General features: G+C 76.4%; 10 protein-coding genes. 3 read left to right on the top strand and 7 right to left on the bottom strand.

The features are described 5' to 3' along the window. Nucleotides 1-87: 87 nt before the first annotated feature. The 3 genes from ACIQI7_RS00735 to ACIQI7_RS00725 form a co-directional block, all read right to left on the bottom strand. Complete coding sequence (locus ACIQI7_RS00735) at nucleotides 88-525, bottom strand: universal stress protein (protein ID WP_401103525.1); 438 nt, start codon at nucleotides 523-525, stop codon at nucleotides 88-90. Nucleotides 526-643: 118 nt separating this feature from the next. Further along, nucleotides 644-1,252 carry an ester cyclase gene (locus ACIQI7_RS00730; protein WP_401103523.1) on the bottom strand — a complete coding sequence of 203 codons (609 nt, stop codon included), beginning with the start codon at nucleotides 1,250-1,252 and terminating at the stop codon, nucleotides 644-646. Between the two features lie 119 nt (nucleotides 1,253-1,371). Continuing rightward, nucleotides 1,372-2,115 (bottom strand): SDR family oxidoreductase, encoded by a 744-nt coding sequence (locus tag ACIQI7_RS00725; protein WP_401103521.1) that lies wholly within the window; start codon nucleotides 2,113-2,115, stop codon nucleotides 1,372-1,374. A 130-nt stretch (nucleotides 2,116-2,245) separates the two neighbouring features. Between ACIQI7_RS00725 and ACIQI7_RS00720 the strand changes: the two genes are divergently transcribed. Continuing rightward, nucleotides 2,246-3,184: a LysR family transcriptional regulator gene (locus ACIQI7_RS00720; RefSeq protein WP_401103519.1), complete on the top strand. Its 939-nt coding sequence runs from the start codon at nucleotides 2,246-2,248 to the stop codon at nucleotides 3,182-3,184. Between the two features lie 21 nt (nucleotides 3,185-3,205). Here the strand turns inward: ACIQI7_RS00720 and ACIQI7_RS00715 are convergent, their stop codons facing one another. Further along, a complete protein-coding gene (locus tag ACIQI7_RS00715) occupies nucleotides 3,206-3,601 on the bottom strand; it encodes an ArsR/SmtB family transcription factor (protein WP_401103517.1) in 396 nt (131 codons plus the stop codon). A 113-nt stretch (nucleotides 3,602-3,714) separates the two neighbouring features. On the opposite strand from ACIQI7_RS00715, the gene ACIQI7_RS00710 reads away from it, so the two are divergent. Together ACIQI7_RS00710 and ACIQI7_RS00705 are read left to right on the top strand one after the other, a co-directional pair. Next, the gene (locus tag ACIQI7_RS00710; RefSeq protein WP_401103515.1) at nucleotides 3,715-5,694 is read left to right on the top strand and encodes a heavy metal translocating P-type ATPase; all 1,980 of its coding nucleotides are present in this window, start codon (nucleotides 3,715-3,717) and stop codon (nucleotides 5,692-5,694) included. A gap of 330 nt (nucleotides 5,695-6,024) precedes the next feature. Next, nucleotides 6,025-7,941: a glycoside hydrolase family 5 protein gene (locus tag ACIQI7_RS00705; RefSeq protein WP_401103513.1), complete on the top strand. Its 1,917-nt coding sequence runs from the start codon at nucleotides 6,025-6,027 to the stop codon at nucleotides 7,939-7,941. A gap of 44 nt (nucleotides 7,942-7,985) precedes the next feature. Here ACIQI7_RS00705 and ACIQI7_RS00700 read toward each other — a convergent pair whose 3' ends face one another. From ACIQI7_RS00700 to ACIQI7_RS00690, 3 genes are all read right to left on the bottom strand, one after another. After that, nucleotides 7,986-8,516 carry a GNAT family N-acetyltransferase gene (locus ACIQI7_RS00700; RefSeq protein WP_401103511.1) on the bottom strand — a complete coding sequence of 177 codons (531 nt, stop codon included), beginning with the start codon at nucleotides 8,514-8,516 and terminating at the stop codon, nucleotides 7,986-7,988. A gap of 92 nt (nucleotides 8,517-8,608) precedes the next feature. Continuing rightward, nucleotides 8,609-10,078 carry a condensation domain-containing protein gene (locus ACIQI7_RS00695; protein WP_401103508.1) on the bottom strand — a complete coding sequence of 490 codons (1,470 nt, stop codon included), beginning with the start codon at nucleotides 10,076-10,078 and terminating at the stop codon, nucleotides 8,609-8,611. Beyond that, complete coding sequence (locus ACIQI7_RS00690; RefSeq protein WP_401103507.1) at nucleotides 10,075-23,379, bottom strand: MupA/Atu3671 family FMN-dependent luciferase-like monooxygenase; 13,305 nt, start codon at nucleotides 23,377-23,379, stop codon at nucleotides 10,075-10,077. Before ACIQI7_RS00690 ends, ACIQI7_RS00695 begins: the two co-directional genes overlap by 4 nt. Nucleotides 23,380-23,394: the final 15 nt, after the last annotated feature.

The following is a 23,394-nucleotide window of genomic DNA, read 5'->3' as shown; positions in this document are numbered from 1 at the left end:
TGACCGGCCTCCCCCGCCCGGGGGAGGCCGATCATCCGCACGCGGGGCGGGGCTCCGTCGAGTGTCGTGGCCGCGGCCGCGTCGACGTCACCGAGCGCGGACGATGACCACCGGGCAGGCGGCGTGCTGCGCGCAGTGGGTGCTCACCGAGCCGAGCAGGGCGCGGGTGAAGCCGCCGTGGCCGTGGCTGCCGACCACCAGCAGCTCGGCGCCCCTCGCGGCGTCCAGGAGGACGTCGGAGGGGTCGCCCATCACCATGGTCTGGCGGATCTCGGCCCGGCAGTCCTCGCCGAGCACGGTGTGCAGCTCGTCGGCGAAGCGCCGCTCGGCCAGCTCCCGGTCGAAGGCGGTGTCGACCACCGGCGCCGACCAGCCGAAGTGGCTCGGCGGCTCCCAGGCGCCCACCGCGTCCACCACTCCGCCGATCAGCGTGGCGTGCCGGGCGGCCCAGCGCAGCGCGGCGTACGACGACGGCGAGCCGTCGACGCCGACCACGACGCGGGGCGCGGAGTCGTTCGCGTCCATCTGCACCGTCCTGTGGATCGTCGCCCCCTGACCACGGTGCTGGCCCCCGGACGGCGCCGCCACCACGGTCCGGCACCCGGGTGACGGACCGTGGTGGCGGCGCGCGGCCCGGAGGGCGTCAGGCGTGGACGCCCAGCTGGGCCATCAGGGTCGCGTTGTCCTCGATGTGCCAGTCCTCGACGATCCGGTCGGTGCCGACGTGCTGGATGTCGATGGCGTTGAACTCGACGCGCTGGCCCTGGCCCCGCACTCCGTCGAAGGTGCCGGTGAAGTGGCCGCGGAACACCAGCCGGGCGGTGATCCTGTCGCCGGCGACCAGGACGTCGGACAGCTCGCAGGTCAGGTCCGGCACCGCGGCGCGGAAGTTCTTCGAGGCGAAGACCGGCCCGGCGGGGCCCTGCGGACGGCCCGCCGGCAGGGTGTTGTCCCGGAACTGCGGGCTGACCGCCGCGTCCAGGTACCGCTGCTGCCCGGTGTTCCAGAAGGTGTACAACTGCTGGGCCAGGTGTACCTCCTGGGCGGCGCGCCGGGCGCCGATCGAGCGGTCCACGGTGAGCGCCTTCGGCTGGACGAGGCCGGGCGTGCGGTCGATCAGGCGCTGCGGCCAGTCGCGGGCGGAGTCGTGGCGGCCGCCGTCGTGGGCGGGGGCGGCCGCGGCGGTGCCGGCCGCCAGGCCGGCCACCGCCGCGAGGACGGCGGCGGTACGGATCAGGGTGCGCGAACGCATGGGAACAGCTCCTCGGATCGGGTGGTCACGCCCGGGATCCGGGCGTGCGGGGGTGGCCGGCGCCGCGGCCGCGGTGGGTGCGCCGCGGCCGACGGGCCGGTGGTCGGGCGGGCCGGACGTCAGGCGAGTCGGCCGCCGCCGTCGACGTGCAGCACGGTGCCGGTGACGTACGGGTTGTCGACGGCGTAGAGGACGGCCTTGACCAGGTCCTCCGGGGTGCCGACGCGCCGGGCCGGGTTGCGCTCGGCCACGCCGCGCAGGAACGCCTCCTTGTCGGCGCCCAGGCCGTCCCAGGAGCCGGTGTCGACGATGCCGGGGGAGACGGCGTTGACCCGGACCGGCGCGATCTCCACCGCCAGCGCCTGCACCAGGAAGGCCAGCGCGCCGTTGGTGGTGGCCATCACCGTGCGTGCGGGGGCCGGGCGCCACGCGGCCACACCGGAGAAGAAGGTGAACGAGCCGCTCTCGGAGACCTGCCCGACCAGGTGCTTGGCCAGCAGCAGCGGGCCGATCACCTTCGCCGCGAACGCCCGCTGGACGTCGGCCGCGTCGAGCTCCCGCAGCGGGCCGTTGGCGGGCATCGCGGCGGTCGAGACCAGGTGGTCGAAGCGGCCGGCCCGGGCGGCGAAGGCGGCGATCGACTCCTCGTCGGCGATGTCCAGGGCGATCACCTCGGACGGGCCGGCCAGCTCGCCGGCCGTCCACTCCAGCTTGCGCGGGTCCGGGCCGGCCAGCACCAGCGAGGCGCCGGCCGCCGAGGCGGCCTTGGCCAGGGCCTGCCCGGTGCGCGAACCGGCGCCGACCACGACGAGCCGTCGGCCCTGGAGCGAGGTGGCGGCGGGCGCGGAGACGGAAACGGACATGGGGAACTCCTGGGAATCGTCGGGGTGTTCGGCCGCCCGCTGCTTCGTGCGGCGGCCACCCCACGACCCTCTCCCGACCAGGCGTGATGAGTCCAAGGCTTGTTTTCTACCCCAGCGATAAAATCCGTTCATGGCAACACCGACGCTCAGGCAGCTCGAATACCTGGCCACCGTGGTCGACACCGGATCGTTCACCCGCGCGGCCGAACAGCTGCACGTCACCCAGCCCGCGCTGTCCCACCAGATCAGGGCCCTGGAGGGCGCCCTCGGCGGACCGCTGCTGGAACGCCTGCCGAGGGCCGTACGGCTCACCCCGATGGGCCGGGCGGTCCTGCCGCACGCCCGCGCCGCGCTGGCCGAGGCCGAACGCCTGCACGCGGCGGCCCGCCGGTCGGCCGGCCTGGAGGAGGGCGAACTGGAGGTCGCCGTCGTCTACTCGGTCAGCCTCGGCATCCTGCCGCCCGTGCTGCGGGACTGGCACCGCCGGCACCCCGGCGTGCGGATCCGGCTGCGCGAGTACTCCCACACCGGCCTCCTCCAGGAGGCCATGGCCGCGGGCCGCGCCGACCTCGCCATCGGCCCCGCGCCGACCGGCTGGGAGGGCCCGATCCGGGAGCTCGGCGTCGAGGAGTTCACCGTCGTGCTGCCGGCCGAGGACCCGCTGGCCGACCGCCCCGACGGCACCGTCGCGCTGGCCGAACTCGCCGACCGGGACTGGGTCCACTACGCCCCCGACAACGGCCTCGCCGACCTGCTCGACCAGGTCTGCGCCCGGGCCGGCTTCCACCCCCGGGCGGCGATCCGCGCCGAACAGACCTCCGCCGCACCGCTGTTGGCGGCGGCCGGGCTCGGGCCGGCGCTGGTGCCGGCCAACATCGTCCCGGCCCGCTTCGAGGGCGCCCTGCTGCGCCCGGACCCCCCGATCCTGCGCGCCCTCACCGCCTACACCCGCACCCGTCCCGACCCGCTCACGGTGGCCTTCGCGGACCTCCTGGCCCGGCAGGCCCGGGTCAACCCGGTGGTCTCCAGCCGGTCGGCCGGGTCCGGGCCCGACGGGCCGCGCGCCTGAACCAGGACGGCGCCGCGACGCTCAGCGCGCGGCGCCGCCGACCGGCCGGTCCGCGTCGTCGAGGTCGACGGCGTCGCTGAGGCCCAGGCGCAGGTGCTCGATGTGGTAGACGGCCTGGTCGAGCAGCGCGGCCACGTGGTTGTCGTAGAGCGCGTAGACGACCTGGCGGCCGTTGCGCTGCCCGACGACCAGGCCGAGGTTGCGCAGCAGGCGCAGCTGGTGGGAGCAGGCGGACTGCTCCAGGCCGACCTCGGCGGCGAGTTCGGTGGCGGCGCAGGGGCCCTCGCGCAGCCGGGAGAGGATCAGCAGGCGGGACGGTGTGGCCAGGGCTTGCAGGGTGGTGGCCACCCGGGCAGCGCTGGTGGCGTCCAGGCGCGTGTGCGGGACGGCGGTGGCGGGGGCGGCTCCATGACCCATGCGGACCATCCTACAACTCATAGATGAAGGAGCGTTCATATGTTCATGTATCGTGAGTGAGTCATAGGCCCGGCCCACGTCTGCCCGCGCCCGTCCCGAAGGGTCCCGCCCGCATGTCCTCCACCACCCTGGCCGAGCGCCCCGCGCCCTCGGCCGCGCCGCGTCCCGACACCGCGCCCCGCCGGCGCACCCGGGTGCTGTCGCTGCCCGAGGCCCGCTGGGCCGCCGCCGCGACGGTGCTCTTCCTGCTCGCGCTGCCGCTCCAGCTGGCCGGCGCCCCCGCGTGGGCCTGGGGCCCGCTGTACGCCCTCGCGTACGCCACCGGCGGCTGGGAGCCCGCCTGGGCCGGGCTCCGGGCGCTGCGGGAGCGGACGCTCGACGTCGACCTGCTGATGATCGTGGCCGCGCTCGGCGCCGCCGCCGTCGGGCAGGTCATGGACGGCGCGCTGCTGATCGTCATCTTCGCCACCTCCGGCGCCCTGGAGGCGCTGGCCACCGCCCGGACCGCCGACTCGGTGCGCGGACTGCTCGACCTCGCCCCGGCCACCGCCACCCGGCTGCTGCCCGGCGGCGGCGAGGAGACCGTGCCGACCGGGGACCTCGCCGTCGGTGACACCGTCCTGGTGCGGCCCGGCGAGCGGATCGGCGCCGACGGTCGGGTGCTCGACGGCGCCGGCGAGGTCGACCAGGCGACCATCACCGGCGAGCCGCTGCCGGTCGCCAAGCGCCGGGGTGACGAGGTGTTCGCCGGCACCCTCAACGGCACCGGGGCGCTGCGGGTGCGGGTCGAACGCGATGCCTCGGACACGGTGATCGCCCGGATCGTGCACCTGGTAGAGGAGGCCTCCGAGACCAAGGCGCCCACCCAGTTGTTCATCGAGAAGGTCGAGCAGCGCTACTCGATCGGCATGGTGCTCGCCACCCTCGCCGTCTTCGCCGTCCCGCTGGCCTTCGGCGCGGCCTTCACCGGCTCGCTGCTGCGCGCGATGACCTTCATGATCGTCGCCTCCCCGTGCGCGGTGGTGCTGGCCACCATGCCGCCGCTGCTCTCCGCCATCGCCAACGCCGGCCGGCACGGCGTCCTGGTCAAGTCCGCCGTCGTGATGGAACGGCTGGGCCAGGTCGACGCCGTCGCGCTGGACAAGACCGGCACCCTCACCGAGGGCACCCCCCGCCTGACCGGCCTGCGGCCGCTCACCGGCTCCGGCCTCGACGAGGAACGGCTGCTGGCCCTGGCGGCCGCGGCCGAGCACCCCAGCGAGCACCCGCTCGCCCGCGCCGTCGTCGACGCCGCCCGCGGCCGCGGCCTGACCCTCCGCACCGCCGAGGACTTCACCTCCACCCCCGGCGTCGGCGTCACCGCCACCGTCGACGGCCGGGTCGTCGCGGTCGGCACGCCCGCCCGTCTGGTCAACGGCCGCACCGACGCCGCCTCCGTCGAAGCCGCCGCGCTGGCAACCGAGTTGGAGGAGACCGGGCACACCGCCGTCCTGGTCGAGGCGGACGGCGTCCCGGTGGGCGTGCTCGGCATCGCCGACCGGCTGCGCCCGGACGCCGCCGCCACCGTCGCGTCCCTGCGGGCGCTGACCGGCACCGAGCCGGTGCTGCTCACCGGCGACAACCCGCGCGCCGCCGCCCGGCTGGCCGCCGAGGTCGGCATCGGCGACGTCCGGGCCGGGTTGCTGCCGCAGGACAAGGTCGCCGCCGTCCGCGAGCGGGAGGCGGCCGGGCGCAGGGTGCTGGTGATCGGCGACGGCGTCAACGACGCGCCCGCGCTGGCCGCCGCCCACACCGGCGTCGCGATGGGCCGGGCCGGTTCCGACCTCGCCCTGGAGACCGCCGACGCCGTCGTCGTCCGCGACGAACTCGCCACCGTCCCGGCCGTGGTGGCGCTCTCCCGGCGGGCCCGCTCCCTGGTGGTGCAGAACCTGGTCATCGCCTCGGTGTTCATCACCGTCCTGGTGGTCTGGGACCTGGTCGCCACCCTCCCGCTGCCGCTCGGCGTGCTCGGCCACGAGGGCTCGACCGTCGTCGTCGGCCTCAACGGGCTCCGACTGCTGCGCGAGGCCGCCTGGACCAGGGCCCGGGCCTGACGGCCCCGACCAGCGGATCCGACCGCTGCCGCCGCTCGACGGCCGGTCCGAGCCGCTGATCCCGCCCGGCGACGGCGGCTTCGGCTGGTACCGGGCCGGCGGGAGACGCCCCGTCGCGCGGTCCGCTCCACGGGCCACCGGCGCGCCGGGCGCACCGAGGACCGGCGCACCGAGGACCGGCGCGCCGAGGACAGCCCGGGGGAGGGCGCCGAGGACTGAGTGCGGTCCCGGCGTGCGCCCTTCCCGAACATGAGGATCCGTCATATTCTCGGTCCTCGCCGACGGTGCGGAACCAGGCCGTCGATCCCGGGCCGCCTCACCACAGCGGGGATGACCATGAAGAGTCCTGCGGCGCGACTGCTCGCCCTGGCCGCCGTCCTGCCGGTGCTCGCCGTCCTGGCGGCGGGCCCCGGGGTCGCGGCGCCGCAGGACGGCGCGCCGTCCCGGCCGGCCGCGTCCTGGACCGGCCCGCTGAGCACCCGGGGGCGCTACATCGTGGACGCCGCCGGCGAGCGCTTCAAGCTGAAGTCCGCCAACTGGGCCGGCGCCCAGGGCACCTGGCAGGGCAGCGGGAGCCCCGACGACCCGGCCGCCAACCAGGCCGGACAGGTGTCCCACAACATCCCGCTGGGCCTGGACCGGGTGCCGGTGGCCCGGCTGCTGGCCGACTTCCACGGGCTCGGCGTCAACAGCATCCGGCTGCCGTTCGCCAACGCGATGATCCACGACACCGTCCCCGTCCCGGACTCCGCCGTCGCCGCCAACCCGCAGCTGCGCGGCCGGACCCCGCTCCAGGTCTTCGACGCCGTGGTGGCCGCCCTCACCGCCGACGGCTTCGCGGTGATCCTCAACAACCACACCACCGGCTACCGGTTCTGCTGCGGCCTGGACGGCAACGAGCGTTGGAACAGCGGGCAGTCGACGGCCCAGTGGGAGGACGACTGGCTGTTCATGGTGAACCGCTACAAGTCCGACAAGCGGGTGGTCGGCGCCGACCTGCGCAACGAGGTCCGCCGGGACCTCTGGGACGACCCCAACTGGGGCCTCGGCGACGCCCACGACGAGTACGCCGCCTTCGAGGAGGCCGGCAACCGCATCCTCCAGGCCGACCCGGACCTGCTGGTCGTCATGGAGGGCATCAACTGGTACGGCGTCCCCGCCGCGGGGTTCAGCCACGGCCGCCCGATGCTCACCCCGGTGCGCAACCTCTCCAACACCCTGGTCGACTCCGGCAAGCTGGTCTACTCCGCGCACTTCTACGGCTACACCGGCCCGGCCAACACCGGCGCGGGCAGCGGCCCGGGAGCCACCGACGACCCCCGCTACCAGGACTTCACCCCCGAGCAGCTCGCCCAGGTGGTGGACGACCAGGCGCTGTTCGTCACCCGGGCCGGGCAGCACTTCACCGCCCCGGTCTGGATCAGCGAGTTCGGCGCGGGCGGCCGGGGCTCGACCGACGCCGAGGAGCAGGCCTGGCTGCACGCGTTCACCGACATCCTGGTGCGCGGCGACACCGACTTCGCCTTCTGGCCGCTGGTCGGCTGGGCCGACGGCGCCGGCCGGCCACTGGACACCTGGGCGCTGCTCTCCTACGGCCCCGACGGCAGGCGCACCGGCCTCACCGACCCCGGCGACTGGCGGGCCGCCGACTGGAGCAGGCTGATCGGCGCCCCGGCGGTGAGCGGCCCGGTGCCCGCGGTGGACCACTGGAACATGCTCGACCTCGACCACGCCGACCGGAACCTCTCCCGGCGGATGCTCGCCCGCCCGGACTGGAGCCCGGGCAACCGCAAGGGCGACTGCCCGGACGGCCAGCGCCTGACCGCCCTGGCCCGCGGCGACAGCCGGGCGCTGTGCACCGACGCGGGCGAGCCGGCCGCCGGCGGCGGCGACTGGACGACCGTCACCGACGAGCGCTACGTCACCCGGGGCGACTGGGCGTCCGGCTACGACAAGCTCCAGTGCCCCGACCACAGCTTCGCCGTCGGCTACAGCGTGCGCGGCAACGGCATGGCCGCGCTGCTGTGCGCCCCCGCCGCCGCCCCGCTGCCGCTGACCGGCCGCACCCTCTGGTTCGACCGGGGCGACAACCGGCCCGCCGCCGGCGGCTCGGTGGCGAGCGACTGGGCGCCGGGCCGCTACAAGGGCCAGTGCGCGGACGGCGAGTACCTGGCCGGCGTCGCCTCCACCTGGCAGCGGCTCCAGTACGGCGCCCCGGCCGCCCTGCTCTGCCGCCCGCTCGGCTGACCCGGCCCCGGAGGCGGGCTACCGCCCGGACGGACCGTCAGTGGTCACGGCTGCCACTCCTCCACCAGCAGCCCCAGCACGACCTGGTCCACGAACTCCCCGTGGGCCCAGGCGGATCGGCGCAGCCGCCCCTCCGGGGTGAAGCCGGCCGCGGCGGCGGCCCGGAGCATCGCGGTGTTGTCCGCGAGCGTCTCCAGTTGCAGGCGGCGCAGGCCGAGCACCGGGAAGGCGTAGTGGCCGAGTACCCGCAGGACGTCCGGCGCGAGCCCGCGCCCCCGGTGGCCCGGCCGCAGCGCGAGGCCCACGTGGGCGCTGCGGTTGTGGGTGTCGATGCCCCAGAGCAGGGCCTCGCCGGCCAGCTCCCCGGTGGCCGTCTCGACCACGGAGAAGCACGCGGCCTCGTCGGACGGCCCGGTGACGGCGTACGGGGAGTGTGCCGGGCCGGGCGGGACGGGCCGCCAGGGCCGGGAGTCGGCCCGCGAACGGGTCGCCACGTCGTCGTACAGCTCGGCCAGCAGCACCGGGAGGTCGGCGTCGTGCCGGGCCCGGAGGGTGATGTGAGCACCTTGTAACATGTCACATGTCTATCATTGGCGGCCCGACCGCGACCAGCGGAGCCCGGCGGGCCCCGGCGGGCGGCGCACCGCCTGCCGGGGCCCGCCCGGTCTCACGGGAGCGGGACGGCCAACTGCCGGGCCAGGTCCGCCACCAGGGCGTCCAGCCAGCCCCGGACGGTGTCCGGGTCGAACAGGTCGGCGTCGTACTCGGCCAGCCCCGCGTAGCCCTCGGCGTCCGGGGTGAGCGAGAACGCGAAGTCGGCGCGGGCGGACGGGCCGGGCACGTCCTCGATCTCGGTGGTCAGGCCGGGCAGGTCGAGGGCGATGGGCGGGGTGCTCTGGACGGCCAGCAGGATCTGCGGGTGCCAGGCGGGCAGCGGGACTCCGCGCTCCCGCAGCGCGTCGACCAGCAGGCCGAACGGCACCACCGAGTGGTCGAGGCCGGAGGCGATCTCGGCGGCGGCGCGGTCCACCAGCTCCCCGAACCCGGCCTCGGCCCGGCTGGGCACCAGGAGCGGCATGCTGTTGGTGAGCAGGCCGACCACCCGCTCGTCCGCCGGCCGGGTGCGGTTGGCGTTGGAGAGCAGCAGGAACATCCGCGGCGCACCGCCGAGCGAGCCCAGCAGCCGGGCGAACGCGGCCACGATCACCGCCGAGGCGGTGGTGGAGCGCGCGGCGGCGTAGCGCCCGACCGCCTCGCCCAGGGCCGCCGGGATCCGGAACGCGGCGGTCCGCCCGAGCCCGGAGCGCCGCTCGGGGCGCGGCCGGTCGGTGGGCAGGTCCAGCGCGAGCGGGGCGCCGCCGAGCGCCCCCACCCAGTGGTCGACCGCCGCCGCGACGGAGGCCCGGGTGACCACCGTCCGCTCCCAGCAGGCGTAGTCGGTCATCCGGCCGGGCTCCTGCGGCAACGCCCCGCCGGTCCGGTAGAGCGCGCCCAGGTCGGCCAGCACGGTGGCCAGCGACCAGCCGTCGACCGCGATGTGGTGGATGACCAGCAGCAGCACCCACTCCTGGTCCGCCGGGCGCAGCAGCCGGGCGCGCAGCAGCGGGGGCGCGGCCAGGTCGAACGGGCGGGTGGTCTCGGCGTCGAGGGCCGCGGCGAGCGCGGCGTCCCGGTCGGCGGGCGCGAGGGCGCGCAGATCCTCGACCGGGACGTCCAGCGGGGTGTTCGGCAGCACCTGCTGGAGCACCCCGAGCCCGGTGTCCGCGAAGCGGGTCCGCAGGCTCTCGTGCCGCTCGACCACCGCCGTCAGCGCGGCGGCCAGCCGCTCGGGCTCCAGCGGCCCGCGCAGGGTGATCCGCTGGGTGATGTTCCAGACCGCCGGATCGGCCGAGCCCGCGTGCGCCCTGCACATCCGCCGCTGCCCCACCCCGGCCGGCGCGGCGGCCAGGGCGGCCCCGGCGCCGGTCAGGGTGGTCAGCAGCCGGTCGCGGTGCGCCCGGACCAGGCCGGCGACCTCCTCGTCCATCGCCCCCGCCGGGGCGAGGTAGCCGAGCCGCTCGCCGGTGGTGCGCAGCACGATCTCGCGTTCGTCGAGCAGCTTGAGCAGCCGCTCCCAGCCCTCCTCCGCGGCGCTCACAGGGTGCCCTCCTCGTACGCCGGGGCCGGCGTCTGCTCGGCGGCCGGCCGGTGGGCGGCCATCGCGCGGACGGTCGGGCGGCGGAAGAAGTCCAGCACGCCGATCCGCAGGCCGGTCGCCTCGCGGACCCGGTTCAGCAGCCGGGTGGCGGCCAGCGAGTGCCCGCCCAGGTCGAAGAAGGAGGTCTCCACCCCGGCGGGGCGGCCGAGTTCCTCCTCCCAGAGCCGTTGCACGGTGCGCTCCAGTTCGGTGGCCGGCGCGGCCGCGGGCTCGTCCGCGCCGAGCGGGCGCGGCTCGGGCAGGGCGGCGGTGTCCAGCTTGCCGTGCGCGGTGAACGGCAGGGCGTCCACGGCGGCCCAGAGCCCGGGGACCATGTAGTCGGGCAGCAGGTCGGCCAACTGGTCTCGGACCCGGGGCAGTTCGGCGGCCGGGCAGTCGACGTACCCGGCGAGCACCGTGCCCGCGGCGGTGCGGCGGGCCGTCACGGCGGCGGCGCGCACGCCGGGCAGGCCGAGCAGCACGGTCTCGATCTCGCCCGGTTCGACCCGGTAGCCGCGGACCTTGACCTGGCGGTCGGCCCGGCCGAGGTACTCCAGCCGGCCGTCCGGCCGCCACCGGCCGAGGTCGCCGGTGCGGTAGCTCCGGCCCTCCGGGGTGTCGGCGAAGACGGCGGCGCTCTCCTCGGCGCGGCCGACGTAGCCGATGCCGACCTGGACGCCGAGGGCGTGTATCTCGCCGACCGCCCCGGCCGGCACCCGGCGCCCGGCGGCGTCGCGCAGCACGATCCGGCTGCCCGGGGTCGGCCGGCCGATCGGCGCGTACTCCGGGCCGTCCGGCTCGATCTCGCCGGCCGTCAGTGCGTGGGTCTCGGTCGGGCCGTAGTGGTTGATCAGCCGGCAGCCGGGGTTGCGGCGCAGGAAGGCCCGCAGCCCGGGGGTGAGCAGCACCTGCTCGCCGCCGGAGATCAGCTCCCGCAGGTGCGGCACCGGTTCCTCGCCGAGCGCGTCGGCCAGCGCGGCCAGCGGCGTGTACGGCAGGTGGAGCCGTTCGGCCCGGGTGGCCCGGACGACGGCGGCCAGCGCCGTCACGTCGTAGCGGGTCTCCTCCTCGATCAGCAGCAGGGTGCCGCCGCCGGCCAGCGTGGTCAGGATCTCCTGGACGCTGACGTCGAACCCGCAGGAGGCGTACTGGAGCGTACGGGCCGCGGGGTGGCCGGCGACGTTCCAGGCCACGAGGTGGGCCAGGGCCAGGGAGTGCATCAGCACGCCCTTGGGGCGGCCGGTGGAGCCGGAGGTGTACAGCAGGTACGCGGGCGCCTCGGCGGAGGGGGCGGGCAGCGGGGGCAGCCCGGCACCGGCGGTGTCGGCGGGGGCGGTGCCGGTGAGCACCGTCGGTACGGTCAGGCCGAGTTCTGCCGGGGCGTCGGGCGAGGTGGTGAGCAGGACGGCCGGCGCGCTGTCCTCGACGATCAGCCGGCAGCGCTCGGCGCCCTGCAGCACGTCGACCGGCACGTGGACGGCGCCCAGGCGCAGGACGGCCAGCAGCGCGGCCACCTGGTCCACCGAGCGGGGCAGCAGCACGCCCACCCGGTCGCCCTCGCGGACGCCGGCCGCCAGCAGCCGGCCGGCCAGCTCCTCCGCCCGGGCCAGCAGGGTGCGGTAGTCCGTGGTGGTGCCGTCGGCGGCGACCACCGCCGTCCGGTCGGGTCGGCCGGCCGCGGTCGCGGCGACGGTGGCCAGCGGGTGCGCGGGGTCCTGGGCGGCGGCCGGTCCGCACTCCAGGGCGGTGTCGGCCTCGTCCGCGGCCACGGCGGTGAGCTCGACGAGCGGGCGCTCCGGGTCGGCGACCGCGGCGGTGAGCAGCCGCTCGAAGGCGCCGAGCAGCCGGTCGACGGTGGCCCGGTCGAACAGGGCCTCGGCGTACTCCACGTGGCAGCGGATGCCGTCGGGCAGGCTGGTCAGGAAGAGCGTGAGGTCGAAGGCGGAGCGGTCCGCGACGTGGTCCAGCGGACGGGCGGTCAGCCCGGGCAGGTCCAGTTCGAAGACGGCGTGGTTCTCGAACTCCACCATGACCTGGAACAGCGGGTTGCGGCTGGTGTCGCGCCGCGGGTTGAGGTCCTGCACCAGGACCTCGAAGGGCAGCTGCTGGTGCTCGTAGGCGTCCAGCGCGGTGGAGCGGACCCGGCCCAGCGCCTCGGCGAAGGCCGGCTCGCCGGAGAGGTCCAGGCGCAGCGCCAGTGTGTTGACGAAGAACCCGACCAGGTCCTCGGTGCCCTCGGCCCGGTTGGCCACCGGGGTGCCCAGCACGATCTCGTCCTGGCCGGCGTACCGCTGCAGCACGCCGGCGAAGCCGGTCAGCAGCACCATGAACAGGGTCGAACGCCGGGACCTCGCCAACTCGCGCAGGCCGTCCGCGAGTTCGGCGGGCAGGTGGTGGACGAAGGCGCGGCCGCGGCCGTCCGGGACCGCCGGGCGCGGCCGGTCGGTGGGCAGCGCCAGCACCGGCAGGTCGCCGCCGCCGAACACCTTGCGCCAGTAGGCGAGGCTCTCCTCGTACTCGCCGGCGGCCACCCGGGCCCGCTCCCGGGCGGCCTCGGCGGCCGGGCCGGTGGCGAGCACCGGCAGCCGGGCGGCCCGGTCCTCCAGGGCGGCCAGGTACAGCTCGCCCAGCTCGCGGGTGATCACCACGGTGGAGAGGGTGTCGATCACGATGTGGTGCATCGACAGGACCAGGACGTGCCGGTCGGCCGCCTGTTCCAGCAGCAGCGCCCGGAACAGCGGGCCCTCGGCCAGGTCGAAGCGGTGCTCGCCCTCGGCGGCGACCAGGTCGGCGACGGCGTCCGGCGAGGTCCCGTCGGCGGTGACCCGCCGCAGCACCGGGCCGGTGGGCGGCGCCAGCACCTGCTGGAACGGTTCGCCGTCCTGCTCCCGGAAGACGGTGCGCAGCGCGACGTGGCGTTCGACCAGCCCGCGCAGCGCGGTGTCCAGCGCCCGCGGGTCGAGCGGGCCGTCCAGCTCGATGGCCTTGACCTCGTTGTACTGCCCGCCGTCGGGCAGCATCCGGTGCAGGAACCACATCCGCTGCTGGGCGTAGGACAGCGGGGCGCCGCGCAGGGTGTCCCGGCGCAGCACGTCGAGCTGCGGCAGGCCGGCCGCGACCAGCTCGGGGGAGAGCCCGAAGTCCACGAAGGCGGCGATCTCGTCCGCGCCGGCCGCCCGCAGCTCGGACAGCACGCCCTGGACGCTCTGCGGGGTGCCGATCAGCGCGCGGGAGGCGCAGTACCGCTCGTACGCGCGCTCCAGCACGAACTCCAGGTCGTCCTCGCGGGCGTTCTCGAAGTCCAGGGTCAGGCCCAGGCTGTTGGCCATCTGCCCGAACAGCGAGAGCGAGGAGCGCAGGTAGTTGCAGAACGGGCGGTAGGCCTGTTCGCGGGCGGTGGCCAGGTCGGTGCCCAGGTAGGTGTGGACCAGTACGACCACCCGGCCGGCCTCCGGGTCCAGGCCGTGCTCGGCCCGGGTGCGCCGGTAGACCGCGATGTTCTCGGCCAGCTGGGCGACGTCCTGGGTCATCAGGTTGGTGATCACGCCGAGGTCGTTGCGGGCCGCCTCGCGGAAGCTGTCCGGGTTGCCGACGATCGCGGTGAACATCGGCGGCAGGTCCTGCAGCGGGCGCGGGTGCAGGGTCACCTCGATCGGCTCGCCGTTGCCGTTGCGGCCCTGGTACGGCTCGCCGCGCCACAGCGCCCGCACGGTCTCGACCTGCCGGTGCATCAGCTCCTTGTGGCTGCCGTAGCGCTCGGGGAAGAACAGGAAGTCGTTGGGGTGCCAGCCGCTGGCGCAGCCCAGGCCGACCCGGCCGCCGGACAGGTTGTCGACCACCGACCACTCCTCGGCCACCCGCACCGGGTGGTGCAGCGGCAGCACGGCGCAGCCCGCGTTCAGCCGGATCCGGGTGGTCTCCCGGGCGAGGGCGGCGGCCAGCACCGAGGGGTTGGGGAAGATGCCGCCGAAGGAGTGGAAGTGGCGCTCGGGCAGCCAGACCGAGTGGAAGTCGTGCCGGTCGGCGAAGCGGGCGCTCTCCAGGACGATGCGGTACTTCTCGTCCTCCGGGGAGTCCAGCGGGTAGTCGCCGAAGAAGTAGAGGCTGAAGTCCACCGGCCGCTGCGGGTCGCTGACCGGCTGGTACGGAACCGGTTCGGCGTGGGCGCGGACGGCCTCGGCGGGGCGGGGGAGTTCGGCGGCCGGTCGCGGGGCGGGCAGCCGGACGCCGGGCGAGGCCGGGAAGAAGCCGCCGCGCCGCAGGTCGCGCAGCGACTCGCGGACCGCGTCGACCACGAACTCCAGGTCGCCGTCGGTGTGGGCGGTGGAGAGGAAGAAGTTGCGCCACTCCCACACGTAGACCCCGCGGGTCAGCAGGTGCGGGTAGAGCAGCTCCATGTCGGCCCGGGGCTCGAACCGGAAGAGCGAGCCGAAGTGCGCCAGGCGCAGCGGGAACTCCTCCTCCTCGAAGAAGCCGTTCAGGGTGGCCGCCAGCTCGTCGGTGCGGGCGTTCAGGCGCTCCTGGAGGCCGGGGCCGGCCGCCTTGAGGTGGCGCAGCACCGCGCCCGCGGCGGTCATCGCCAGCGGGTGCTGGATGTAGGTGCCGCCGAAGAAGGTGGTGTCCCTGGGCGGGTAGCTGTCGTCCCCGTAGTCCCAGTGCCCGCCGTCGATCCCGTCCAGGATGTCGGCCCGTCCGGCGATCGCGCCGATCGGGTAGCCGCCGCCCAGCACCTTGCCGTAGGTGGACACGTCCGGGGTGACGCCCCAGAAGCCCTCGGCGCCGCGCAGGTGGGGCCGGAAGCCGGTGAGCATCTGGTCGAAGACCAGCACGATGCCGAGCCGGGCGGTCAGTTCGCGCAGCGAGCGGACGAAGTCGACGGGCTGGCGGCCCGGGTGGCGGCTCTGCACCGGCTCGACCAGCACGGCGGCGATCCGGTCGCCGTGCTCCTCGATGACCTTGAGGCTCTCCGGGTCGCCGTACCGCAGCACCAGCAGGTCGGCGACCGCGCTGCCCGGGATGCCGATGGACACCGGCACCGTCTCCCGGTCGGCGCCGTGGCCCAGCGTGCGGCCGAGGGTGTGGTCGAAGTGGCCGTGGTACGAGCCCTCGAACATGACGATCTTGTCCCGGCCGGTGTACGCGCGGGCCAGCCGGATCGCCCCGGCGTTCGCCTCGGTACCGGAGTTGGCGAAGGCGACCCGCTCGGTGCCGGTCAGCTCGGCCAGCAGCTCGGCGGCCTCGCCGGTCTCCGGGCCGCGCGGGCCCAGCCGCAGGCCCGAGGCCAGGTGCTCGCGGACGGCCTCGGAGACGAACTCCGGGTCGTGGCCGAAGAGCAGGACGCCGAAGCCCATGGTGATGTCGACGTACGGGTTGCCGTCGACGTCCTCCAGCCGGGAGCCCCTGGCCCGACGGGCGGCCAGCGGGTAGAGCATCTCCTTGGTGCCGGAGCGGAAGCCGACCACGGCGCGGCTGTCCGCCAGGGTGCGGCGGTGGCGGCGGGTGATCGCCTTGGAGGCGGTGGTGCGGGCGGTGAAGCGGGCGACCAGCTCGTCCACGTGGGCGCGCTGCTGGTCGGTCAGGCCGCCGGAGGCCATGCCGGACTCGCGGGAGACCGTCACCCGGGGGCCGTGCACCTGCGGCCCGGCGGGGGCGGCGGCAGGTGCCTCGGCGGGGGCCTCGACGGGGACCGGGCTCTGCGCGGCGGGGGCGGCGGCGGGCTCCTGGACGGCGGGCGTCGGCGCCGGGGGGAGTGCGGGCGCGGGCGCGCCGCCGGCGAGCAGGCCGAGCTGGTCGCGCATCAGGTCGGAGAACTGGCCGAGCAGCGAGAGCTGGCGCTCGATCAGGCCGGTGCCGTCGGTGATCGGGGCGGCGGGCGCCGCGGGAGCGGCGGGGGCCGCGAGGACGGGCTGCGGCACCGGGGCCGGCGCCTGGACGACCGGGGTGGCCTGCACGGCCGGGGCGCTCTGGACCGCCGGGGCGGCTTGTACGGCCGGGACCGGAGCCGCCGCCACCGGGGCCGTCACGGGCTCGGGCGCCGCCACGGGTGCCGCCGCGGGCTCCGGCCCGGCGGCCGGCAGCAGCGCGGCCAGCACCGCCGGCTCCAGCCGGGAGGCGATCAGCCCGGCCAGCCGGGCCGGCGTGTCGGCCGCCTCGAACAGCTCGCGCATCGACACCCGCACCCGGAACGCGCGCTCCAGGTCCCGGATCATGTTGATCATCGAGAGCGAGTCGGCGCCCAGGTCGAAGAACGGCTCGTCCGCGCCGACCGACGCCTCGTCGTAGCCGAGCTGGCGGGCCGTCTGCTCGACGACCTGCCGCAGCACGGCCTGCTCGGCCAGCTCCTCGGGGGCCGGCGACGGTGCGGCGGCCGGGGCCGGGGCCGGGGCCGGGGCCGTGACCGGCGCCGCGGCCGGCGCTGCGACCGGAGCCGGGGCCGGTGCGGTCTGCTGGGGTGGTTCCTGACGCATGGCGGGGTCCTCGGTGGTCGGCCTGGCAGGGGCGGTGAACCAGTGGCGGCGGCGTTGGTAGACGGTGGTCGGCAGCGGGACGCGGCGGGCCGGGCCGTCCGGCCAGTCCCGGGCGGCGGCGAAGCGGGCCCAGTCGAGCGGGACGCCGTTCGCCCATAGCGCGGCCGCGGCGGCGTCGAACTGCTGCTCCGGGGACGCGCCGCGCCGGCCGCCGGCGACGAAGTGGCGCTGCGGCAGCTCCCGGCGGCCCATGCCGGTGAGCGTCGGGTGCGGGCCGATCTCCAGGAAGAGTTCGTGGTCCTGCCCGTCCAGGGCGGTGAGGACCTGGTCGAACCGGGCGGTCTCCCGGGTCTGCCGGAGGAAGTAGTCGGGCGCCGGGACGGTTCCGGGCGCCAGCACCTCGCCGCCGAGGTTGCTGACCAGCGGTACGGTCAGCGGCCGCAGGCGCAGCCGGGCCAGCTGGTCGCGGAAGGGGTCGAGCATCGGGTCGAGCAGGCGGGAGTGGAACGCCCGGTCGCCGCGCAGCCGCTCGGTGGCGACGCCGTCGGCGGCCAGGACGGCCTCGGCGGCGGCGATCTCGCGCGGCGGGCCGGCCAGCACGCACTGTTCCCGGCCGTTGACCACGGCCAGGTCCACCCCGGGCAGCCAGTCGCCGAGCCCGGCCAGCCGGTCCAGCCCGGCCCGGACCACCGTCATGGCGCCCGGCCCGGTCAGCCGGTGCATCAGCCGCCCGCGCAGCGCGGTCAGGAACATCCCGTCCGCGAGGTCGAGCGCGCCGGCCGCGTGGAAGGCCGCGTACTCCCCGGCGCTGTGCCCGGCGACCGCGGCCGGCCGGACGCCGAGCTCCTGCCAGAGCCGCAGGTAGGCCGCCTGGAGGGCGAACAGCGCGGGCTGCGCCGCCTCGGTGGTCCAGGTGTCGTCCGCGTCCCGCGGTGCGGCGTCCAGCAGCAGCGGTAGCAGCGGTTCGTCCCAGTTCTCGCGGTGCAGCCGGTCGCACTCGTCCAGGACGGCGCGGAACACCGGGAAGGCGCGGTGGAGTTCGGCGGCCATGCCCCGGTACTGGGCGCCCTGGCCGGTGAAGAGCAGCACCGGTCGGACCTCGCCGCGCCCGGTCTCGCGGTGGACCGCGCCGGCGGTGGGCCGGCCCGCCAGGAAGGCGTCCAGGCCCTTGCGCAGGGCGGTCGGGTCGGGCCCGGTGACGGCCAGCCGGTGGCGCAGCGCGCGCCGGCCGGCGCCGAGGGTGAGCGGCAGGTCGCCGGGCGCCAGGGCGGGTTCGGCGTCCAGCCGGTCGCGGACCAGGGCGGCCAGCTCGGTCAGGCCCTGGGCGGTGCGGGCCGACAGCGGCAGCACGGTCGGGGCCGGGCGCGGCTCGGGCACCGCGGCGGCGGCGGCCGGGGCCTGCTCCAGCACCAGGTGGGCGTTGGTGCCGCCGACGCCCAGCGCGCTGACCCCGGCCCGGCGCGGGGCGGGGCCGTCCGGCCAGTCCCGGCGTTCGGCGGCGAGCCGGAACGGGCTGTCGGCCAGTTCCAGCGCGGGGTTCGGGCGGGTGAAGTTGACCAGCGGCGGGATGGTGCCGTGCCGCAGCACCAGCAGCGCCTTGATCAGGCCCGCCATGCCCGCGCAGGTGTCCAGGTGGCCGATGTTGGGCTTCACCGAGCCGAGTGAGCAGAACCCGGCGGCGTCGGTCCGGGCGCGGAACGCCTGGGCCAGCGCCCGGAACTCGATCGGGTCGCCGAGCGGGGTGCCGGTGCCGTGGGCCTCGATGTAGCCGATGGTGTCGGCCGGCACGCCCGCCAGGTCCAGCGCCCGGCCGACCACGGCCGCCTGCCCGTCCACGCTGGGCGCGGTGTAGCCCACCTTCCGTCCGCCGTCGTTGTTGACGGCCGAGCCGAGGATCACCCCGTGCACGGTGTCGCCGTCCGCCAGCGCCCGGTCCAGGCGCTTGAGCAGGACGGCGGCGACGCCGTTGCCGCCGACGGTGCCGCCGGCTTCGGCGTCGAAGGCCCGGCAGGAGCCGTCCGGGGAGAGGATCGACCCCTCCTCGTAGCGGTAGCCGGCGGCCTGCGGGATGTGCAGGGCGGCGGCACCGGCCAGGGCCAGTTCGCAGTCGCCCGCCAGCAGCGACTGCACGGCCAGGTGCACCGCGACCAGCGAGGTGGAGCAGGCCGTCTGGACGCCGATCGCCGGACCGGTGAGGCCCAGCCGGTAGGCGACCCGGGTGGCGGCGAAGTCCGCCTGGTTGCCGATCGCGGTCTGCAGGGCGGCCACCGGCTCGGCCGGGTCGGCGGTGGCGGCCAGGGTGTGCTGGTAGTAGTTGCGGAGCGCGTAGAGGGTCATCCCGGTGCCGGCGAAGACCCCGACCCGGCGCTCCGGGTCCGGCGCGTCGTAGCCGCCGTCCTCCAGGGCCTGGCGGCAGATCTCCAGCAGCAGGCGCTGCTGCGGGTCCATCAGCGCGGCCTCGGTGCCGCTGATGCCGAAGGCCTCGGCGTCGAACCGGTCGACGTCGGTGAGCGCCCCGGTGACCGGGACGAAGTCGGGGTGGCGGTACTCCTCCGGGCGCAGCCCGGCCGCCGCCAGTTCCTCCTCGGTGAACCGGGTGGTGCTCCGGACGCCCTCGACGATGTTGCGCCAGTACTGCTCGGGGGTGTCGGCGCCGGGGAGGCGCAGCGCCAGGCCGACGATCGCCACCCGGCGGTCGTCGCCCGGGCCCGCGGCGGAGCCGGCGCCCGGACTGACGGCAGGGGAGGCGGCTGGAGCGGTGGGCGCGGCCGGTCCGGCGGCCAGGTGCGCGACCAGGGCGTCCACGGTGGGGTGGCGGAACAGCTCGGTGGGCGCCGGGGGTGTGGGCAGCGCGGCGCTGAGCGCGCCGTGCACCCGCATCAACTGGAGCGAGCCGATGCCGAGTTCGGCCAGCGGGCGGCCCGGGTCCAGCGGGCCGTCGAGGACCGACTCGAAGGCGTCCAGGACCAGTCGGCGCAGCCCGGAGGGAGCGGTGTGCCCGGGGGCGGACGGCCCGGCGGGCCGGGCGGCCGGGGACGCGGTGGACGGCGCTGGCGTTGCGGTGGCGGACGGTGACGGCGCGGCGGCGGTGGCCGCCAGCGGGCGGGGCGCGGTGGCGAGCAGCCGGCGCCGGGCGGCGGGGGAGGTCGGGTCCGGGCCGGCGTACCGGTGGCCCGGGGCGCCGGCCAGCAGCAGGGCGGCCAGCCGGCGGCCGTGCGCGGCGCTCAGCACGGCGATGCCCCGGCCGGCGGCGGCCTGCTCGTTCTCGGTGTCGCGGTTCATGCCGATCCCGCTCCACAGGCCCCAGGAGACCGTCCAGGCCGGGGTGCCGGTCTCCCGGCGCAGCCGGTCGACGGTGCTCTCCAGGTAGCGGTTGGCGGCGGCGTACCCGGTGGAGCCGACCGCCTCCTGGAGGCCGATCATCGAGGAGAAGGCGACGAACTGCGCGCCGGGCCGCTGCCGGACCAGCTCGATGAGGTGGTCGGTGCCCTCGGTCTTGGCCCGGACGGCGTCGCGCCAGCCCTCGGTGTCGGTGTCGGCGAGGAGTGCGAGCCGGTAGCCGCCGGCCAGGTGGAGCACGCCGTCCAGCGGTGCCCGCCACTCCCGTTCGGCCTCGGCGAGCACCTCGGCCAGTTGCTGATGGTCCGTCACATCGGCCTGGCGGTAGCGGACCTGGCCGCCCTGGGCGGACAGGCGGCGCAGCGCGGCCCGGCGCTCGGCCGCCTCGGCGGTCGGGGCGCCCAGGTCGCTGCGTCCGACGATCAGCAGCCGGGAGCCGTACTCGCGCAGCAGCCCGGGCAGCAGCTCGGCGGCGATCCCGCCGAGGCCGCCGGTGACCAGGTAGCGGGCGCCGGGGGTGAGCAGCGAGCAGCCCTCGCCGGCCGGGCCGGGGGCGGTGTCGGCCGCGCCCAGCCTGGGCACCCAGGGGCGGCCGGCGCGCCAGGCGGACTCGGGTTCCGGGCGGGGGTCGGCGAGCAGGGCGAGCAGCGCGGCGGCCTGCTCCGCGGCCGGCGCGTCGCCCGGCAGGTCGAGGTGCCGGGCGGCGGGCACCAGCTGCTCGGCCCGGGCCCCGGCGGTCAGCGCCGCGGTCAACGCGGCGCGGGGCCGGGGGAGTTCACCGGGGAGCACGGCGTGCAGCCCGGCGCTGACGGAGACCAGTTCGCGGACCGGCGCCCGGGCCGGGAGCGCGCGGAGCAGGGCGAGCAGCGCCTCGTCCGGCGGCGTCGTGCCGTCGGCCGTCGCGCTCCACAGGTAGACCAGCCGGTCGGCCGGACGGTCCCCGAGCGCCCGCAGCCAGTCCTGGGGGTCGCCGGTCGGCTGGTGGTCCACCACCACGGCGGTCGGCAGGGCGGCGGTCAGGGCCTCGGTGAGGGTGCCGGGGCCGGACGGGCCGAGCAGCAGGATCGTTTCCTCGGCCAACGCGGGCGACGCGGGCAGCGCGACCGACGCGGTTGATCCGGCCGACGTGGCCGAGCCGTCCGGTGCGGCCGACCCGGCCGCCGGGCCCCCCGGAACCGGGCGGGCCTCCCAGTCGAGCCGCCGCACGCAGTCCGGCAGCGTCCGGGAGTTGCCCTCCGCCAGGTCCAACGCCACGATGTGGTCGTCGAGTTCGCCGTCCAGCAGCCGGCGGCGCAGCGCGGTGCGCTGGATCTTGCCGCTGGTGGTGCGCGGGAAGTCGGCCGCCGGGACGGGAAGCACCAGCGCGGGAGCCGGCTGTCGGCGGGCCGCCAGCAGTTGCCGCACCTCGGCGGCGACGGGCGGCGCGGGGGCGTCCGGGTCGTTCTGGACGTAGGCGATCACCAGCTGCTCGGTGCCGGTGCGCTCGTCCGGCACCCCGAAGGCCGCGACGTGCCCGGAGCGCACCCCCGCCACGGAGGCCACCACGTCCTCCAGCTCGTGGCAGAAGTAGTGCACGCCGTTGACGATGATGATCTCCTTGCGACGGCCGGTAAGCACCACCTCGCCGTCGGCCAGGAAGGCCAGGTCCCCGGTGTCGAACCAGCCGTCGCCGACGAAGGCCTCCTGGTTGGCGGCCGGGTTGTTCAGGTACCCCGGCGTCACCCGGCCGGAGTGGACCTGGAGGCGGCCGACCCGGTGCTCGGGCAGCACCCGCCCGTCGTCGTCGGTCACCCGTATCCGGGAGCCGGGCGCGGGCCGGCCCATGCTGAGGAAGCCGGTGCCGCGCTCCGCCGACGCCGGGTCGACGGGCTCCAGACGGCCGGTCAGCGAGCCGGTGCGGACCAGTCGGCGGGCGCCGTCCTCGTGGTAGCGCTTGTAGGTGATCACCGTGCAGGTCTCGGCCATGCCCCAGCCCAGCAGCAGGTGCTCGGGGCGGACACCGAACGGGGCGGTGGCGGCCAGGAACTCGTCCAGCACCGCCTCGGTGCACTGCTCCCCGGCGTTGATCAGCGACTTGACCGCGGAGAGGTCCCAGTGGCGGCCGGGCCCGGCGGCCCGGACGGCCTCGGCGACCAGCCGGAAGCCGAAGTTGGGGGACCAGGAGTGCGCGGCCCGGTAGCGCTCCAGCGCGTCCAGCCAGACCAGCGGGTCGGCGAGGACGAGTTCGGTGGGCACCTGCACCTGGTCGGCGGCCAGCACCACGTCGCGCAGGTGGAACATCAGCAGCCCGGCGACGTGGTCCAGCGGCAGCCAGTTGACCGTGGTGTCGGCCGGGTCGCAGCCCTGGGCGACGGCTCCCGCGACGTACTCCAGGATGCCGCGGTGGGTGATCTGCACCGCCTTCGACCGGCCGGTGCTGCCCGAGGACAGCTGGAGGATCGCCACGTCGCCGGGAGCGGGGCCCCGCTCGGGAGCGGGCGCGGAGTCGGCGGCGTTCTCGGAGGCCGACGGCCCGTCGACCGCGATCACCCGCAGGCCCGGCGCCTCGTACAGCTCCCCGAGCCGCTCCAGACCCGCCACCGCCGGCCCGCAGGCGAGCACCGGCGGCTCCTCCAGGGTCTGCCAGGCGTGCCAGAGCTTCTCCAGGACGGGGTTGCGCTCGTGGTAGTCCGGCGGGCGGGCGACCGTCACCGGCTGGACGCCGCCCAGCAGGCAGGCCCACAGGGTGGGGAAGTAGAGTTCCGGCTCCGGGACCTGGAGGATCACCCGGTCCCCGGACCGCAGCCCGGCGCGGGCCAGGGTGGCGAGGATCTCGCGGGACCGCTCCAGGAGTCGGCGGTACGTCAGCCTGGTGGCCTCGCCGCCCGCCCGGACCAGGTGCAGCCCCCGGTCGGGGTGCAGCTCGGCGGCGCGCAGCAGCGCCTCGGGCAGCGTCCGGGGCGCGTGCGGCCCGGCGTCGGGCAGCGGGGCGCCGACGGCCTCGGTGCCGGGGCCGTCGACTCCGGGATCCTCGACTTCGGGATCCTCGGCGCCGGGATCCGCGGGTGGGGCCGCCTGCTCGGCCGGGGCGGCGCCGGCCGTCGCCGGCACCTCGCCGAACGGACGCCAGCGGTCGGTGAGTTCGCGCAGGTGGCGCAGGGCGGGGCCGGGCGCGGCGGGCGGCCGGGTGAGTGCCGCGGCCAGGGCGGCGGCGTCGGGTTCGCCCTCGGGTGTGCGCACGATGCCGTCCAGGAGGTGGACTTCGGCGCTCGGGTCGGCGTCCAGCAGCGCGGCGGCGGCCCGGCGGCGCAGGGCCTCGGGATCGCCGTCGACGGCGGGGACGAGGTAGGCCAGCAGACCGGGGCGGCCGTCCTCGCGCTCGACGGGCAGCAGGGCGCAGTCGGCGATCTCGGGCCGCAGCAGCAGTCGGGCTTCCAGGGTGCGCAGCCGGCCGTGGTCGGGACCGGTGGGGCTCATGAGGTTCGGCACCTT

Source organism: Kitasatospora sp. NPDC092039 (assembly GCF_044756065.1).
Classification (GTDB): Bacteria; Actinomycetota; Actinomycetes; order Streptomycetales; family Streptomycetaceae; genus Kitasatospora.
Note: the sequence above shows the minus strand (reverse complement) of the source record. Positions and strands in the feature narration are given on the sequence as shown.

Excerpts from the sequence above, each read along its gene's own strand:
- ACIQI7_RS00730 (WP_401103523.1), bottom strand. The coding sequence starts at position 1,252 with ATGCGTTCGCGCACCCTGATCCGTACCGCCGCCGTCCTCGCGGCGGTG.
- ACIQI7_RS00710 (WP_401103515.1), top strand. The coding sequence starts at position 3,715 with ATGTCCTCCACCACCCTGGCCGAGCGCCCCGCGCCCTCGGCCGCGCCG.
- ACIQI7_RS00715 (WP_401103517.1), bottom strand. The coding sequence starts at position 3,601 with ATGGGTCATGGAGCCGCCCCCGCCACCGCCGTCCCGCACACGCGCCTG.
- ACIQI7_RS00700 (WP_401103511.1), bottom strand. The coding sequence starts at position 8,516 with ATGTTACAAGGTGCTCACATCACCCTCCGGGCCCGGCACGACGCCGAC.
- ACIQI7_RS00720 (WP_401103519.1), top strand. The coding sequence starts at position 2,246 with ATGGCAACACCGACGCTCAGGCAGCTCGAATACCTGGCCACCGTGGTC.
- ACIQI7_RS00725 (WP_401103521.1), bottom strand. The coding sequence starts at position 2,115 with ATGTCCGTTTCCGTCTCCGCGCCCGCCGCCACCTCGCTCCAGGGCCGA.
- ACIQI7_RS00705 (WP_401103513.1), top strand. The coding sequence starts at position 6,025 with ATGACCATGAAGAGTCCTGCGGCGCGACTGCTCGCCCTGGCCGCCGTC.
- ACIQI7_RS00735 (WP_401103525.1), bottom strand. The coding sequence starts at position 525 with ATGGACGCGAACGACTCCGCGCCCCGCGTCGTGGTCGGCGTCGACGGC.
- ACIQI7_RS00690 (WP_401103507.1), bottom strand. The coding sequence starts at position 23,379 with ATGAGCCCCACCGGTCCCGACCACGGCCGGCTGCGCACCCTGGAAGCC.